At 70.4% G+C, this 15609-nt stretch carries 13 protein-coding genes and 2 tRNA genes; 8 read left to right on the plus strand and 7 right to left on the minus strand.

The window, feature by feature from the left end:
- Nucleotides 1-14: 14 nt before the first annotated feature.
- A complete protein-coding gene (gene glgA, locus CGQ25_RS07560; RefSeq protein ID WP_222703711.1) occupies nt 15-1208 on the plus strand; it encodes a glycogen synthase in 1194 nt (397 codons plus the stop codon).
- Nucleotides 1209-1284: 76 nt separating this feature from the next.
- Here glgA and CGQ25_RS07565 read toward each other — a convergent pair whose 3' ends face one another.
- The 3 genes from CGQ25_RS07565 to CGQ25_RS07575 form a co-directional block, all read right to left on the minus strand.
- The gene (locus CGQ25_RS07565) at nt 1285-1725 is read right to left on the minus strand and encodes an Hsp20/alpha crystallin family protein (RefSeq protein ID WP_255405652.1); all 441 of its coding nucleotides are present in this window, start codon (nt 1723-1725) and stop codon (nt 1285-1287) included.
- Nucleotides 1726-1810: 85 nt separating this feature from the next.
- Nucleotides 1811-3928, minus strand: coding sequence for an acyl-CoA dehydrogenase (locus tag CGQ25_RS07570; RefSeq protein ID WP_208712518.1), 2118 nt, complete (start codon nt 3926-3928; stop codon nt 1811-1813).
- Nucleotides 3925-4662, minus strand: a complete 738-nt coding sequence (locus CGQ25_RS07575) for a TetR/AcrR family transcriptional regulator (RefSeq protein WP_208712519.1) — start codon at nt 4660-4662, stop codon at nt 3925-3927. Before CGQ25_RS07575 ends, CGQ25_RS07570 begins: the two co-directional genes overlap by 4 nt.
- A gap of 63 nt (nt 4663-4725) precedes the next feature.
- Between CGQ25_RS07575 and CGQ25_RS07580 the strand changes: the two genes are divergently transcribed.
- The 3 genes from CGQ25_RS07580 to CGQ25_RS07590 are packed head-to-tail and all read left to right on the plus strand — an operon-like array spanning nt 4726 to nt 8416.
- Nucleotides 4726-6063 carry an acetyl-CoA C-acetyltransferase gene (locus tag CGQ25_RS07580; RefSeq protein ID WP_208712520.1) on the plus strand — a complete coding sequence of 446 codons (1338 nt, stop codon included), beginning with the start codon at nt 4726-4728 and terminating at the stop codon, nt 6061-6063.
- A gap of 26 nt (nt 6064-6089) precedes the next feature.
- On the plus strand, nt 6090-7493 hold the full coding sequence (locus tag CGQ25_RS07585) for a 3-oxoacyl-ACP reductase (protein ID WP_208712521.1): 1404 nt from the start codon (nt 6090-6092) through the stop codon (nt 7491-7493).
- Nucleotides 7490-8416 (plus strand): MaoC/PaaZ C-terminal domain-containing protein, encoded by a 927-nt coding sequence (locus CGQ25_RS07590; RefSeq protein WP_255405654.1) that lies wholly within the window; start codon nt 7490-7492, stop codon nt 8414-8416. The genes CGQ25_RS07585 and CGQ25_RS07590 overlap by 4 nt, the downstream gene beginning before the upstream one ends.
- Before the next feature lie 103 nt (nt 8417-8519).
- On the opposite strand, the gene CGQ25_RS07595 is transcribed toward CGQ25_RS07590, so the two are convergent.
- On the minus strand, nt 8520-9128 hold the full coding sequence (locus tag CGQ25_RS07595) for a dihydrofolate reductase family protein (RefSeq protein WP_208712522.1): 609 nt from the start codon (nt 9126-9128) through the stop codon (nt 8520-8522).
- Between the two features lie 140 nt (nt 9129-9268).
- Here CGQ25_RS07595 and CGQ25_RS07600 point away from each other — a divergent pair, with 140 nt between their 5' ends.
- The 3 genes from CGQ25_RS07600 to CGQ25_RS07610 all read left to right on the plus strand — a co-directional run bounded on the left by CGQ25_RS07600 (nt 9269) and on the right by CGQ25_RS07610 (nt 12575).
- A complete protein-coding gene (locus CGQ25_RS07600; protein WP_208712523.1) occupies nt 9269-10591 on the plus strand; it encodes a hypothetical protein in 1323 nt (440 codons plus the stop codon).
- Between the two features lie 23 nt (nt 10592-10614).
- On the plus strand, nt 10615-10839 hold the full coding sequence (locus tag CGQ25_RS07605; protein WP_208712524.1) for a hypothetical protein: 225 nt from the start codon (nt 10615-10617) through the stop codon (nt 10837-10839).
- A gap of 239 nt (nt 10840-11078) precedes the next feature.
- Nucleotides 11079-12575: an HNH endonuclease signature motif containing protein gene (locus CGQ25_RS07610; RefSeq protein ID WP_208712525.1), complete on the plus strand. Its 1497-nt coding sequence runs from the start codon at nt 11079-11081 to the stop codon at nt 12573-12575.
- 116 nt (nt 12576-12691) lie between these two features.
- On the opposite strand, the gene CGQ25_RS07615 is transcribed toward CGQ25_RS07610, so the two are convergent.
- The 3 genes from CGQ25_RS07615 to CGQ25_RS07625 form a co-directional block, all read right to left on the minus strand.
- Entirely contained in the window at nt 12692-13645 is a 954-nt protein-coding gene (locus CGQ25_RS07615) for a zinc-binding dehydrogenase (protein WP_208712526.1), read from the minus strand.
- A gap of 126 nt (nt 13646-13771) precedes the next feature.
- Nucleotides 13772-13855, minus strand: a tRNA-Leu gene (locus CGQ25_RS07620).
- A gap of 166 nt (nt 13856-14021) precedes the next feature.
- Nucleotides 14022-14105: transfer RNA gene (locus CGQ25_RS07625), tRNA-Leu, on the minus strand.
- Between the two features lie 145 nt (nt 14106-14250).
- On the opposite strand from CGQ25_RS07625, the gene CGQ25_RS07630 reads away from it, so the two are divergent.
- Nucleotides 14251-15591: a M20/M25/M40 family metallo-hydrolase gene (locus tag CGQ25_RS07630; protein ID WP_208712527.1), complete on the plus strand. Its 1341-nt coding sequence runs from the start codon at nt 14251-14253 to the stop codon at nt 15589-15591.
- Nucleotides 15592-15609: the final 18 nt, after the last annotated feature.

A 15609-nucleotide genomic window follows, 5' to 3' on the forward strand; every position in this document is an offset into this window, starting at 1 on the left:
ACTACGTTGAAAACGTGCGAATCGACATTGTGACCAAGGAATTCCCCCCCGAGATCTACGGCGGCGCCGGGGTGCATGTGGCAGAGCTGAGCAGGGTCCTCGCGCGCGAGGTCGATCTGCACGTCCACGCGTTCGGGGCGCCGCGCGAGGCGCAGGTCAACGGCGCCACCGTGACCTCCTACCAGGTGCCCGAGCACCTGTCGGGGGCGAACGCGGCGCTGCAGACCCTGGGCATCGATGTCGGCATCGTGCCGGACGTGGCCGGCGCCGACCTCGTCCACTCCCACACGTGGTACGCCAACATGGCCGGGCACCTCGCCTCGCTCATGCACGGCATCCCGCACGTGCTCAGCGCCCACAGCCTCGAGCCGCTGAGGCCGTGGAAGGCCGAGCAGCTCGGCGGCGGCTACCGGCTCTCCTCATGGGTCGAGAAGACCGCCTATGAGGCGGCCAACGCCATCATCGCCGTCTCCCACGGCATGCGCGCGGACATCCTGCGCTGCTACCCAGAGGTGGACCCGGCGAAGGTCCAGGTGGTCCACAACGGCATCGACGTGTCGCTCTGGGGCCGCGACGAGGGCACAGAACACATTGCCGCCCTCGGCATCGACCCGGCGAAGCCCTCGGTCGTGTTCGTGGGCCGCAACACGCGCCAGAAGGGCGTCCCGTACCTCCTGCGCGCCGCGGCGAAGCTGCCGGCGGACGTGCAGCTCGTCCTGTGCCTCGGGGCCGCTGACACCCCCGAGCTCGCCGCGGAGACGGCGACCCTCATCGACGGGCTCAAGGCCGAGCGCGAGGGCGTCGTCGTGATCGAGCGCATGCTGCCCCGCGCCGAGCTCATCCAGGTGCTCAGCCATGCGACGGCGTTCGCCTGCCCGAGCATCTACGAGCCGCTCGGGATCGTGAACCTCGAGGCTATGGCCTGCGGCGCAGCGGTGGTCGCGACGGCGACGGGCGGCATCCCCGAGGTCGTCGACCACGGGACCACCGGCCTGCTGGTCCCCATCGAGCAGGTCACCGACGGCACCGGCACCCCGCTCGACCCGGAGAAGTTCGTCGCCGACTTCGCGGCAGCCCTCGAGCAGGTCGTCTCCGACCCCGCCCGCGCCCGCGAGATGGGCGAGGCCGGCCGCGTCCGGGCCGAGGCCAACTTCTCCTGGGAGACCATCGGCGCGAGCACCATCGAGGTCTACCGCAGCGTCTTCTAGATCTCTCCAACGCACGACGGCGGCGACGCACCCGAGCTGGGTGCGTCGCCGCCGTCCTCCGTCACCCCGTGCGGAATCAGCTGCGGCTGACGTTGACCTTCGTCGGCCCGGGCCCGGTCTCCGAGACGGTCGGGACGCGGACCTCGAGGACACCGTCGTGGTAGGAGGCGGTGATGTCCTCGCCCCGAGCCCCGCGCGGGAGCTCGAGGGTGCGTGCGAACGAGCCGTAGCGGAACTCGCTGCGGTAGCTGTTCTTGCTCTTGTTCTCGGCGTTCTCGTGGCGTTCGGCCTTGATCGAGAGGACGCCTTCCTGGACGGTGATGTCCACGTCCTTCTCAGGGTCGATGCCGGGAAGCTCCGCGCGCACGACGAGGGCGTCCGGCTCGCGGAACTCCTCAACGCGCAGCCACGCCGTCTCCCATTCGTCGACGAACCGCTTGAATGAATCCGGGATGCCGAAGCGGCGGAAGTCCGGCATCATGTCCCACGGTCCTCGGCGGCCCCATCCTTCGGCCATGCGTTCCTCCTGGAGTGCCCCCCGGCACCGGTGCGGCCGGGCTTGCCTTCAGGCTAGTCCGGCCGCACCGGTGGGGGAAGGGGCCCTACTTCCCGGCCTTCTTCTCCTTCACCGGCGCCGCACCCGAGGCGCGCAGCTCCGCGTAGTACGCCGCGGCCTCGGCCTGGCGGGCGGTCTCGACGCCGCTGGCGACGGTCGCGCGGATGTGGTCCTGGGTGTAGCCGAAGGCGTCGACGAGGTCGAGGGCGTGCGGCCGGAGCTTCGCCAGGAGCCGGTTGATGTACTCGCCGAGGGTGCGGCCGCGCTGCATGGAGAGTCGCCCGTTCATCAGGTGCCAGGCGAGGTGCTTCTCGATGAGGGTGAGGCCGAAGAGGTCGCGGAGCCAGGTCAGGACCTGCTTCGTGCCCGGGTGCTGGACCTTCTCGAGCGCGGCCGTGAACGCCTCCCACTGCAGGAGCTCGCCGTGGGCGCGGGCGGCCTCGATGAGCTCGTCCTGGTGGGCGTTGAAGCGCGCCGCGGCCTCGGCCTGGGGGAGGCGGTTGGCGCCGGCGAGGGCCTGGGCCGCTTGGGCGACCATCGCCTGGACGCGTTCTGCGAGCAGGAACTGCTGCATGTCCGGGTCCCGCAGCGCGAGTGCCGAGCGCTCGGCGCGTCCGGAATCCGCGACGAACTGGCCGACGGCTCCGAGGCCGGTCTTGTACGCCATGCCGCGGGCCTGCCCGAGCGCGAACTTCGCCAGCGCCCCGACGTTCATGGTGCGGAACTCCTTGGCGTAGTCGTTCAGGAGCCGCTTGGCCACGAGCTGCAGCAGCACGTTGTTGTCGCCTTCGAAGGTGACGTAGATGTCGAGGTCCGCGCGCAGGGACGCGAAGCGGTTCTCGATCATGAAGCCTGCCCCGCCGCACGCCTCGCGGCACTCCTGGAGCGTGTCGAGCGCATGCCAGGTGGAGAGCGACTTGAGCGCCGCCGCGAGGGTCTCGAGGTCCTGGCGGTCCTCGTCCGTGTCCTGCGCGCCGGAGAAGACGCCGTCGAACTTGGCCAGGAGCTCCTCGTGGGCGAAGCCCATCGCGTAGGTCGAGGCGAGCAGGGGGAGCAGCCGGCGCTGGTGCCGCTGGTAGTCCAGGAGCACCTCCTCGTGCGTGTCGGAGGAGGCGTTGAACTGGCGCCGTTCAGTCGCGTAGCGGATGGCGGCGGCGAGGCCGACCTTCGCCGCGGCGACGGCAGCGCCGTCGAGCGAGACGCGGCCCTGCACGAGCGTTCCGAGCATGGTGAAGAAGCGGCGTCCCGGGCTCGCGATCGGCGACGAGTAGGTGCCGTCCTCGGCCACGTCGCCATAGCGGTTGAGCAGGTTCGTCCGGGGGACCCTGACGTGGTCGAAGGCGAGCCGGCCGTTGTCGATCCCGTTGAGGCCGCCCTTGACGCCGTCGTCCTCGCTGCGGATCCCGGGGAGGCAGTCCTTGGTCTGCGGGTCGCGGATGGGGACGTAGAACGCGTGCACGCCGTGGTTGACGCCCTTGGTGATGAGCTGGGCGAACACGACGGCGGCGGTCCCGTCCTTCGCGGCGTTGCCGAGGTACTCCTTCCACGCCGCACGGAACGGGGTGTTGAGGACGAACTCGCCGGTGGTCTCGTCATAGGTCGCCGTGGTGGCGATGGATGCGACGTCGGAGCCGTGGCCGATCTCGGTCATGGCGAAGGCGCCGGGCACCGTCAGGTCCATGATGTCCGGCAGCCACCGCCGGTGGTGCTCGGCTGTCCCGAGGTGGAGCACGGCCGCGCCGAAGAGGCCCCACTGGACGCCGGACTTGATCTGCAGCGAGGGGTCGGCGGTGACGAGCTCCTCGAACCCGGCGATGTTGCCGCCGTGGTTGTCCTCGCCGCCGAGCTCCTTCGGGAAGGCCCGCTTGATGGCTCCCTCGTCGACGAGGATCTTGAGCTGGCCGAAGACGCGCTCGCGGTGCTCGGTATGGGTCAGGCCCTCGACCTTGTGCAGCTCGGGCCGGGCCGCGAGCTCCCGCGCGGTTCGGCGCACGTCGGCCCAGGTTCCCAGCAGGAGCTCGCCGAGGGCGGCGACGTCGACGGCGGGCGCCTCCTCGGTGTCGGCGACGTCTGGAAGGTCGGCACTGCTGCCGTCAGCGGCGACGGCAGCGGGGTCGGAGGGGCCGACACCGGTGGCGGAGAGCGAATCGGTGGACTGTGTCATGAGAGCTCCTTTGCGGGGGAGAGGGCGGGGGAGAGGGGTGCGGCCTGGGCGGCGATCCCGGCGAAGAGCCAGTCGGCGATCATCCCGGCCATGTCTTCGAGGGAGGGCTTGGCGGGGGAGTCGGGTGCGGTGAGCCAGCGCTCGCCGGCCGCGCGGACGAGCCCGATGGCCGCGGGGGGCCAGTAGTCGAGGGTGGCCTGGGTCCCGGGGGCGAGGTGGCGGCGCATGGGCGCCTCGATCATGGCGCCCACGGCGTCGAAGAACGTCCCGAACGCGGCTCCCGCCTCCTGCGCGGCCGCGTTCGTCCCTGCTGCAGCGGCGCCCGCTGGAACCCGGGTGACGAACTCGTAGACGTTCGGCGAGCGCACGGCCATGGCCAGGTATGCGCGCACCATGGCGCGGAGGCCCTCGTAGGGGGACTCCGCCGAGGCAGCGGCCTGGGCGATGCGCTCCTGCATCTGGGAGAGGACGAGCTCGCCCATGGCGGCGGCGAGCCCTGACTTGTCGCGGAAGTACCGGTAGAACACGGACTTCGAGGTGCTCGCCGCGGCAGCGATGTCCTCCATCGGGACGTCGGCCCCCAGCCGGTGGATCGCCTTGCGGGCGGAGCGGATGAGCTCGGCCCGGCGCTCTTCGCGGTGGTTCGCCCAACGGGCGGCGCGGCCGTCGACGGCGGGCGCGGCGCCTACGTCGTGCGCTGCGGCGCCCTCGGGAGGCGGTGTGGGGAAGTTCACGATACCCAGCGTATCAGGTACGCTAGGTATCGGTAATCAAGGTCACATCCACCGGAGGACGCCATGCCCACGACCCCGCGCCCGACTGCCCCCGCACCGACCGTCCGCAAGGCCGTCGTCGTCGGCGGCAACCGCATCCCCTTCGCCCGCGCGAACAGCGCCTACACCAAGGCCTCCAACCAGGACATGCTCACGGCCGCCCTCGACGGGCTCGTCGCCCGCTTCGGGCTCCAGGACGAGCGGATCGGCGAGGTCGCTGCGGGCGCGGTCCTCAAGCACCCCCGCAACTTCAACCTCACGCGCGAGGCGGTCCTCGGCTCCGCGCTCAGCCCCGAGACGCCGGCCTACGACGTGCAGCAGGCCTGCGCCACAGGCCTCGAGACGGTCCTGCAGCTCACCGACAAGATCAAGCTCGGCCGGATCGAGTCGGCCATCGCCGGTGGCGTCGACTCGGCCTCGGACGCGCCCATCGTGGTGAGCGAGAGCCTCCGCGACGCCATCCTCGAGCTCAACCGCGCCAAGACGCTCCAGCAGAAGCTCAAGGCTGTCTTCAGGCTGCGGCCCAAGGACCTTGTGCCGGACGCCCCCGGCACCGCCGAGCCGCGGACAGGCCTCTCGATGGGGGAGCACCAGGCGCTGACCACCAAGCAGTGGGGCATCTCGCGCGAGGCCCAGGACGAGCTCGCGCTCGCGTCCCACCGCAACCTCGCAGCCGCCTACGAGCGCGGCTTCTTCGACGACCTCGTGACCCCGTACCGGGGCCTCGCCAAGGACGGCAACCTCCGGCCGGACACGACGCCGGAGAAGATGGCCAAGCTCTCGCCGGTCTTCGGCAAGCACCTCGGCAGCGAGGCGACGATGACGGCCGGCAACTCGACGCCGCTCACCGACGGCGCCGCCGCCGTCCTGCTGGCCTCGGAGGACTGGGCCGCCGAGCGCGACCTGCCTGTCCTCGCCGAGGTGGTCGACGGCGAGGCCGCCGCAGTGGACTTCGTGCACGGCAAGGACGGGCTCCTCATGGCGCCCGCGTTCGCTGTTCCCCGTCTGCTGGGCCGGCTGGGGCTCACCCTGGAGGACATCGACTACTTCGAGATCCACGAGGCCTTCGCCGGGACCGTCCTCGCCACGCTGGCGGCGTGGGAGGACGAGGAGTTCGGCCGCGAGCGCCTCGGCCTCGACGGCGCGTTCGGCAAGGTGGACCGGGCCAAGCTCAACGTCAACGGCTCCTCCCTCGCTGCCGGACACCCGTTCGCGGCGACCGGCGGCCGGATCGTCGCCACGCTCGCGAAGCAGCTGCACGAGCGCACCCAGGCCGGCGACCTCGACCGGCCGGCGCGCGGCCTCATCTCCGTGTGCGCCGCGGGCGGGATGGGCGTCGTGGCCGTCCTCGAGGGACGCTGAGCGGATCCGGGGAACGAGGAGCAGACATGGCTGACAAGTACACCGACTTCGTCTCGCGCGGCTGGGGCCGCGACCTCGCCAAGCGGCTGGGCCTGCCGCAGCCCGTGACGCTCCGGCGGCACGAGCCCGGCGCGCCGCTCGTGCCGGGGCCCGTGCTCCTCATCGGCGCCGGTCCGGGCGCCGACGCGCTCGAGACCGCGCTCAAGGGCTGGGACGTCGAGGTCCTCCGTAACCTCGGCGAGACGCACGACGGCGGTGCGGCGGCGACGTCGTCCGGCGTGCCTGCCGCCGGGGCGGGGAAGGGCGGCGCTCGCCTGGGCGCGATTGTCCTGGCGCTCGACGGGATCGCCCGGCCGGAGGACCTCTCAGGGCTATTCCTCGCAGCGGGGCGCCCCCTGCGCTCCCTTGCCCCGAGCGGGCGGGTCGTGACGGTCTCGCGGCGCTCCTCCACTGCCGACGAGCCCGCTCTCGCGGCGGCGCGCTCCGGCGTCGAGGGAGCGCTGCGCTCGCTGGCACGGGAACTCCGCAACGGGGCGACCGGCAACGGGATCCTGCTGGCCGAGGGCGTTCCCGTCGATGCGCCGAGCGCGCTCGGAGCGCTGAGGTTCCTCCTGTCCGGACGGGCCGCCTACGTCGACGGGCAGTTCCTGACCGTCGGCACGGCCAAGGGCGAGCTCCCGTCCGATCCCGAGAAGCCGCTTGCAGGGAAGGTCGCTGTGGTGACCGGAGCGGCGCGGGGCATCGGCGCGGCGATCGCCCGGACGCTCGCGCGCGACGGCGCGAAGCTCGTCGTCGTCGACGTTCCGGCCGCCGGAGATGCGCTCGTAAAGGTCGCCAACGAGGTCCGGGGCACGGCGCTGCAGCTGGACATCACCAAACCGGACGCGGGGGAGCGGATCCTCGAGCACGCCCTGCACCGCCACGGCGGTCTCGACATCCTCGTGCACAACGCCGGCATCACGAGGGACAAGCTCCTGGCCAACATGGACGCGGCGAAGTGGGACGCGGTCATCGCGGTGAACCTCGCGGCCCAGCTGCGGATCAACGACGCGCTCCTCGCCTCGGGAAACCTCGGCGAGGGCTTCCGGATCGTCTCGGTCGCGTCGACGTCGGGCATTGCGGGGAACCGTGGGCAGACGAACTACGCGGCCTCCAAGGCCGGGGTCATGGGCATGGTCCGCTCCACGGCGGCGCGGCTCGCCGCGACGGGAGGGACCGCGAACGCGGTGGCGCCGGGATTCATAGAGACCGAGATGACGGCCCGGATTCCCCTCGGGATGCGCGAGGTCGGGCGCCGGATCAACTCGCTCCAGCAGGGGGGCCAGCCCGTGGACGTCGCGGAGGCAATAGGGTTCTTGGCCTCTGATGCGGCGGGAGGGGTCTCCGGTAACGTCCTGCGCGTGTGCGGTCAGTATTGGATGGGGCAGTGAGCGCGCCGGCGCGGGGGATCGAGACGGTCGAGCTTGCCGAGGTGCCGAGCCTCGCAAAGCTCTTCGCGGGAGCAGCCGCCGCGTCAGCGCGCCTGCTGATCGCCAAGCGCAACGGCACGAGGCGGCTGCCGCGCGCGAGGCACCGCGTCGCCGTCGTGCGTCCTGACCTGGCCAAGCTGACGGCATACCAGCACCTGCTCGGGGAGGCCGCACGCGACGTCGTGCCCGCGGGGTACCTGTTCACCCTCGCGTTCCCCGTGGCGATGAGCGTTCTGGCCCGCGAGGACTTCCCGCTCCCGCTGCTCGGCATGGTGCACGTGCGCAACCACATCGAGTACCGCGAGCCGGTGTCGTATGACGACGAGCTCGAGGTCGTGGCCTGGGCAGAGAACCTGGCCGGGCACCGGGCGGGGACCCTCGTGGACAGCGTGGTCGAGATCCGGCGGCCCGGGGGAGGCGAGCCCGTGTGGCGCGGGGTAGCCACTTCGATCGCGAAGGGCGTCTTCCTGCCCGGCGTCGACAAGCCCGCTGCCGCCCCGCCGCGGGAGGACTTCCGGCCCCCGCTGCCGACGGCGCTCTGGCAGCTCGGGTCTGAGACCGGCCGAGAGTATGCAGCGGTGTCTGGCGACTTCAACCCGATCCACCTCAGCTCCCTCTCCGCCCGGGCGCTGGGCATGCAGCGGTCGATCGCGCACGGGATGTACCTCGCCTCGCGCGCGCTCGCGGAGGTCGGAACGGCCAAGGGCGACGCGTTCGCGTGGGACATCAAGTTCGAGGCACCCGTGTTCCTGCCCGCTCGGGTGGCCGTGAACATCACAGACATCCCTGATGCCGAGGAGGTCTGGGAGCGGTCGGAGTTCGTCGGCTGGAACGCGAAGTCGGGCCGGCGGCACTTTGTGGGGTCGGTGTCCCGGCTCGAGTGAGCCCATCGGCTGACGCTCGACGGCGCCGCTCACCTTCGTGGTGGGCGGCGCCGTGACGCGGAGCCTGGCGTCGAGGATCTGCTCCCGGAGAGCGGCAGGCGTGTCAGCGGAGCACGCGGTACCGCAGGTGCGTGACACCCGGGGCGTCGATGACGCGTAGGAGCTCGAGCGGGTGGGGCGAGCCCAGCGTGCCGAACAGGGACCGGCCGGCTCCGAGCAGCAGGGGGACCTGGTGGATCTGGATCTCGTCCAGCACGCCTGCCTGCAGTGCGAGCTGCGCGGTCGTCGCTCCATGGACCATCACGTCGCGGTCTCCGGCGGCGGCCTTGGCGCGTGCCATCGCCGCCTCGATGCCGTCGGTGGCGTAGCGGATCCTGGGGCCCTGGACGTCGTCGGCACCCGGTTCGGTGCGGGTGAGCACCTCGATGTGGACGCCGTTGTGGTGGTCGCCGCCCCAGCCGCGGGCGGCGTCGAACGTGCGCCGTCCCGACAGGACTGCGCCCGTGGCCAGCATCTCGTGGACCACGGGAAGGCTGGCCGCGCTGGTGCGGATGACTGGGACGCCGGCTCCGCCGCGTACTTCGTTGTCGCCATCGAACAGCCAGGCATGCAGTGCCTCACCGCCGGTGCCGAGGCCGTTCTCCGGCCCGTCATCGGGGCCCGTGATGAAGCCGTCCAGAGACATCGACATGTACAGCACGGAACGGGTCACCGGGTGGTCCTCCTCTTCATCCCGGCTCCATGGTTCGGCCCCTTCGACCGACCGGTCAAGGGGCCCATGGACAGTCCGTTCTCGGCCGCTCCTCACGTTCGCCGGGTCTTTCACCTACTCGCGGTCGATAGGGTTGGGGCGTGGTGGAGAGCGACGAGATCAACTGGCCAGGACTGGGCGACTCTCCAGACAGGGGCAGGCGCATTGCCGCGCTGCTGTTCGGGGCGCCCCTCTGGGTGCACCGGCGGGTTGACGCGATCAGCCTCGGTGCCACTGGCACCACTCGTCGCGCAATCTCCTTCGACTTCACGCTTCCCTCGGACGTGGCAGTGCCTGGGTCCGACGGGGGCATCCTGGTGCCGCTCGCCCTGATCGAGAAGGGCGCGCTTCGCCGGGTGTCGGCCACCGGCCCGGCCGACCACCCGATGCCCGTGCTCGGCCGTGACGACAACACGCAGCTCGCCGTCGAGATGCTGGTCCAGATCACGAGCCCCGGGATGCCCCGCCCGACCGAGGAGTCCGAGCAGATGCGGGACCTCATACACCGCGTCGTCGGGTTCAACCCCGCCGAGGCGTCCGCCGAGGCGAGGAGGGCAATCGAGGACGAGGTCGACGGGAACCTCATGCCCTGGAGCGGCATCGCCGACCCGGAGAGCAGGGCGGTGGTCGCGCGGATGGTGAAGGGGTTTCTGGACCAGTTCCTCCTCGTGGTCGAGGTCGAGGGAGACCTCGTCGGGAAGAGGACCGTGGTCAAGTTCTCCTATGACCGCAGCCTGCCGATCCCGGATCTCGGCAACAGGGTCGGCATCATCGAGTTCGACCTCCCCGACGCGGGCCTGGCGCACAGCCAGCATGTCGAGTTCAGTGCGCCGGCCGGTCTGGTCGTCCGCCGGCTCAGCGTGCAGGAGACGGCTGGCGACGAGTATGTCGCAGACCCTCGCGAGGACGTCCCCGCCAAGCCGCGGAGCACCGCCCATGTCGCGTTCGCGCCGTCGGAGACCTATTCGGGGGCGGAGGTGAGCGTCGAGCTCGTCCCGGCGGCTTCGGGCGTCTTCACCTTCACGGTCGTGGGCGTGCTGGTCGTGCTCCTGTTCGCCGTGGCGGTGGCCGCGGAGAAGTTCTTCAGCGCTCCGATCGTCTCGCCCCGCTTCACGGTGCCGTCACAGGCGGTCTCGCTGCTCCTCGTGGGGCCAGCCCTGTTCCTGTCGTGGATGGCGCGCGCTCCCGAACACCGAGCGCTGGCAGCCATGCTGCTTCCGCTTAGGCTGCTGCTCATCGCGTGTGCCGGAGTGCTGCTCACGGCTGGGATCGGCGTCGGGGTTCCGCTCGAGCCGTGGTGGTGGGACCTTCTCTGGCTCGTCGTCGTGGTCGTCGCGGTGGCGAACCTCATCGGGCTTGTCCTGTACCTCGTGAACGCGCGGCGGATGGCCAGGTCCCTGTGGAAACGGGCCCGCTCACAGTAGACTCGGGGCAGAGGGAGGTCGCCATGGCACTGAACCGCAAGAAGAGCAGCCGTCACGAATCACCGCGCCGGTCGGTCCTATCCGATGCCCGGATCGACCTCGGCGCCGGTTCGCTCATCGGCAAGAACAGCGGATTGAGCCGAGCCCAGGCTGACAAGGGCATGCAGACGATCCTCGCCCGTATCGGCGGCATGGGCGCGCAGCCGAGTGGAACCAAGGCTTCGAACCCCCGCGCGGCAGCATCGTGAGCTGACGCCGACGGGCGGAGAAGGCAGGGACCAGCCTGAGGCTGGTCCCTTTCGTTTGCTCAAGGCGGGCAAGGTTGGTCAAGCAGGCGCGCAGTGCTGGCTGGTGACACACGACGGCGTCACTCACCGCGGTGCAGCTCGTCACGTAAACGGTAGCGGCCGCAGCGTCCGCCGCGGACAGACTCCATTGGTCCTCCACAGGGTGGGCAGCACCGGCCAGTGCCGCTAGAATCGAATACATGTTCGAATTGTCCGGGAGTGTGAAGGTTCTCGACAGCGCTGCAGGCACTCGCCTGCAGCACGAGCCTGTCGACTTCTCCCGGGTCCTCGCGGCGGTGCTGGCAGAAGTCGGGGAGTCGGTGGCCCCGACAGCTTCGGAGATCGCGTCGTGGGCAACAGCGCTTGGTGCCGGTTCTGGGAGCGACGCTTCGCTGAGCGAGGCTGCGTTGATAGAGCAGATCGCCTCCCTTGAGCGGCTCACGGCAGCGGCTTCGGCGAGCCAAGCCCGCTGCAGCGTGCTCCTCGAGAAGCGCATCAGGGAGCGGCGCGCTGACGATGCGGCAGTGAGGTATGGAACCGAGGGCGACGCCGAGCGAGTGGGGATCGGTCCGCGCCCGGTGGACCCGGCCGTTGAGGCCGGCCATGCCGTCGCACTGGCCCGAGGCGAGTCGCCCTCCAAAGGCGGCCGTCTCCTCGGACTGGCCAAGGCGCTAGTCAACGAGATGCCGCACACGCTCAATGCGCTTGCCGCAGGCCGGATCAACGAGTGGCGGGCCACGCTCGTCGTCCGCGAGACGGCGTGCCTCGACCTCGAGGACAGGACCCGCGTCGATGAAGCAATGGTGCCGCTCTACGCCCAGGGAGGCGTTGGAGACCGGCAGCTCGCCGCCGAGGCGCGCAAGCACGCCCAGCGACTTGATCCGGCAGCGGCGGTCAAACGGTCTCGGCGGGCTATGGCCGAGCGACGCGTCACCCTGCGCCCAGCACCGGACTCTATGGCAATACTCTCGTGCCTTGTGCCTGCCGCGCAGGGGGTTGCCGCCTACAAGGCGCTGACTCTGGCCGCCGACTCGAGCCGCGTCGCGGGGGAGGGCGAGCACGAGCGCAGGACCCGCGATCAGATCATGGCCGACACGCTCATCGAGCGCGTGACCGGCCAGAAGCGCGCGGAAGACGTACGCATCGCAGTGAACGTCGTGATGGCGGATTCCGCGCTTGTCGCCGGTTCCGCCGAACCCGCGGTTCTCTCCGGATACGGCGTCCTTCCGGCCCAGATTGCGAGGGACCTCATCCTGAGCTCACTCGGCTCAGGGGCTGGGGCGGTCCTCCGGCGCCTCTATGTCGCACCCGCTGCCGGTTCCCTGACGGCGATGGACTCGCGCTCGCGGACCTTCCCGACAGGGCTCCGGGAGTTCATCGCATTGCGCGACCAGACGTGCCGGAACCCCTGGTGCGAGGCTCCGATCCGCCACTCTGACCACATCACTCCTTCCGCCCGGGGCGGCCCTACCTCCGCGGCAAACGGCCAAGGCCTGTGCGAACGGTGCAATCAGGCGAAAGAAGCGCCCGGATGGACCGAGGGCACCATCGCTGCCACCCGGCACACCGTCGCGGTCACGACGCCGACCGGCCACTGCTACACCTCGACCGCGCCTCCGCTGCCTGGAACCCGGGAGACCATCGGCCACCGCGTCGAGTTCCCCGGCGGAGAGTACGTCTTCCACACGGCGGCCTGATCCGTTCCCGCTTCCGGGGGATCGTGCGCCGTTGGGTATGCGCCGACGCGACGGCGCCGCCGCCCACAGCGAGAGGTGGGCGATGGCGCCGTCGTGCGTCGGAGCGGAAGGCGGTCCTATTCGTAGAGGGCGATGAAGCGGCCGACCACTCCGCCGGCGCGGAGCTTGTCGATCGCGTCGGGGATGTCGGCCTGGGTGATGAGGTTCATGGGCGGGTTCAGCTCGCCGGACTTCATGAGCTCGTAGATGCCCTCGAGGTCCTCACGGGTGCCGGACTTCGAGCCCTTGATCGTGAGCTGGTTGATGATGATCGGATAGGTGTTGATGGTCGCCTCGAGGCGTCCCATGCCCACCTGGACGAGCGTGCCGAACTCGCCGAGAGTCTCGATCGCGGCGGCGGTCGTGGTGCCGAAGCCGGCGTAGTCGACGATGAGATCGAGCTTCTTGTCCTTGAAGGCGTCGATCGAGTCGGCGACGTCCGCGAGCCCGATCTCGCCGGCCAGCTTCTGCGTCTCCGGGTTGATTTCCGCGCCGTAGACCTCCGCGCCCGAGAGCGCGGCGACGCGGGCGCCGATGTACCCGAGGCCGCCCAGGCCGATCACCCCGACCTTCATCCCCGCCTTCGCGCCGCCGACCGCCATGATCGCGTGGTAGGCGGTCAGGCCCGCGTCGGTGGCCATGGCGCCGAGGTCGAACGGCACCTCGTCCGGCAGCCGGACCAGATTGTCCGAGGTCGCCAGGAGCTTCGGGCCGAATCCGCCGTCCCACTTGCCGTAGCCCAGAGCGTCGCCGTCGCTCATGACGGGCGCGAGGCCGACGCGGTCGCCGACCTTCCACTGCTCCATCCCCTCGCCGACCTCGGTGATGACGCCGGCGTTCTCGTGGCCCATCGTGCGGGGGGGGTGCGGGAACAGGGGCATCCAGCCCGGATCGTCCAGTGCGGTCACATCGGAGTGGCAGACGCCCGCTGCCTTGACCTCGACGACCACCGTCCCGGGACCCGCGTGCGGCTCCGGAACCTCATTGAACTCGAGCGCCTTGTTCGTGCCGGTGAACTGCCACGCCTTCATGCCTCAGTCTCCTCTCAGTGCCATTGACACTTCCGGACACTACGCCCGGGAGGGGAGGACACGCCAAGGGCCGAGGACCCAAAACCAAAAGCACCCTCGGTCATCGGACCGAGGGCGCTCTATCTGTGCGCGGAGGGGGACTTGAACCCCCACGCCCTATTCGGGCACTAGCACCTCAAGCTAGCGCGTCTGCCATTCCGCCACCCGCGCAGGCGGCTTCCGAGGTCTCCAGATGGAGTGTTTCCGTCCCCGGCAGCGATATACAACCATACACCATCTCAGGGCCGCTGATGACCACGGCGCGGGGGCCCGGGGGGTCGCGGCGCTGGTCCGGAAAGCACGGAAGCCCCGGTCCGAAGACCGGGGCTTCCCAGTGTGCGCGGAGGGGGACTTGAACCCCCACGCCCTATTCGGGCACTAGCACCTCAAGCTAGCGCGTCTGCCATTCCGCCACCCGCGCAGGTGGGCGCCGAGAACCGAAAACATCGTGTGTTTCCCTCCCGGGCAGCGAGTAAGACTCTACACGAGATCGGGCATTTGCCGAAATCCGGGGGCGTTTCGCCACGGGTCTAGGCTGGGACCACCGGAGACGCTGAGGAGGACCCATGACTGACCGCCCCACCCAGAGCCCTGCCGTCGATTCGAACGCCGTAGCGGCCGAGGACGAGGTGGTGCAGATCTGCCAGGACCTCATCCGATTCGACACCTCGAACTACGGCGACGGCGCCGGGCCGGGCGAGCGGGCTGCTGCCGAGTACACCGCGGGCCTCCTGGCTGAGGTCGGGCTCGAGGCGGAGATCTTCGAGTCGGCACCGGGTCGGGCCTCCGTGGTTGCCCGCATCGAGGGGACCGACCCGGGCGCGGGCGCGCTGGTCGTCCACGGCCACCTCGACGTCGTCCCCGCCCAGAAGGAAGACTGGAGCGTCGACCCCTTTGCGGCCGAGCTCAAGGACGGCCTCGTGTGGGGCCGCGGCGCGGTGGACATGAAGGACATGGACGCCATGATCCTCTCGGTGGTCCGCGAGATGCAGCGCACCGGCACCCGGCCCAAGCGGGACCTCGTCATCGCGATGTTCGCCGACGAGGAGGCCGGGGGAGCCTACGGCGCGCGCTGGGCCGTGGACAACCGCCCCGAACTGTTCGACGGCGCCACCGAGGCGATCAGCGAGGTCGGCGGCTTCTCCGCCCAGATCGGCGGCAAACGCGCCTACCTCCTCCAGACGGCGGAGAAGGGCCTCGGGTGGCTGAGCCTCAAGGCCAGCGGCCGCGCCGGCCACGGATCGCAGGTCAACGATGACAACGCGGTGACCCGGCTTGCCCGCGCCGTGGCCAGGATCGGCGACTACACCTGGCCCATCGAGCTCACCGACACGACCCGCCGGTTCCTCGACGGCGTCTCCGAGCTCACCGGGGTCGAGTTCGACCCGGACAACCCGGAGATCCTCCTCAAGGAGCTCGGCACCGTGGCGAGGTTCGTCGGTGCCACCCTGCAGAACACCTCGAATCCCACCGTCCTCAAGGCCGGCTACAAGGACAACGTCGTCCCGGGGGCTGCCGAAGCCCGCATCGACACCCGTACCCTCCCGGGTCAGGACGAGCTCCTGCTTGCCAAGCTCAAGGAGCTCGCCGGCGAGGGCGTCGAGTTCAGCTACGTCCACCACGACGTCTCGCTCGAGACTCCCTTCGAGGGCCCGCTCGTCGAGGCGATGGTGGGCGCGCTCGAGGCCGAGGACCCGGACGCGGTCGTGCTCCCGTACACGCTCTCGGGCGGCACGGACAACAAGTCCCTCAGCCGCCTGGGCATCACCGGCTACGGCTTCGCCCCGCTCCAGCTTCCCTCGGACCTCGACTTCCCGGCGATGTTCCACGGCGTCGACGAGCGCGTCCCCGCCGAATCGCTCCGCTTCGGCGCCCGGGTCCTCCGCCGCCTGCTCACCACCTACTGAGACCCGCCAGAGGGAGAG

The organism is Sinomonas sp. R1AF57 (assembly GCF_002224485.1).
GTDB classification, from domain to species: Bacteria; Actinomycetota; Actinomycetes; order Actinomycetales; family Micrococcaceae; genus Sinomonas; species Sinomonas flava.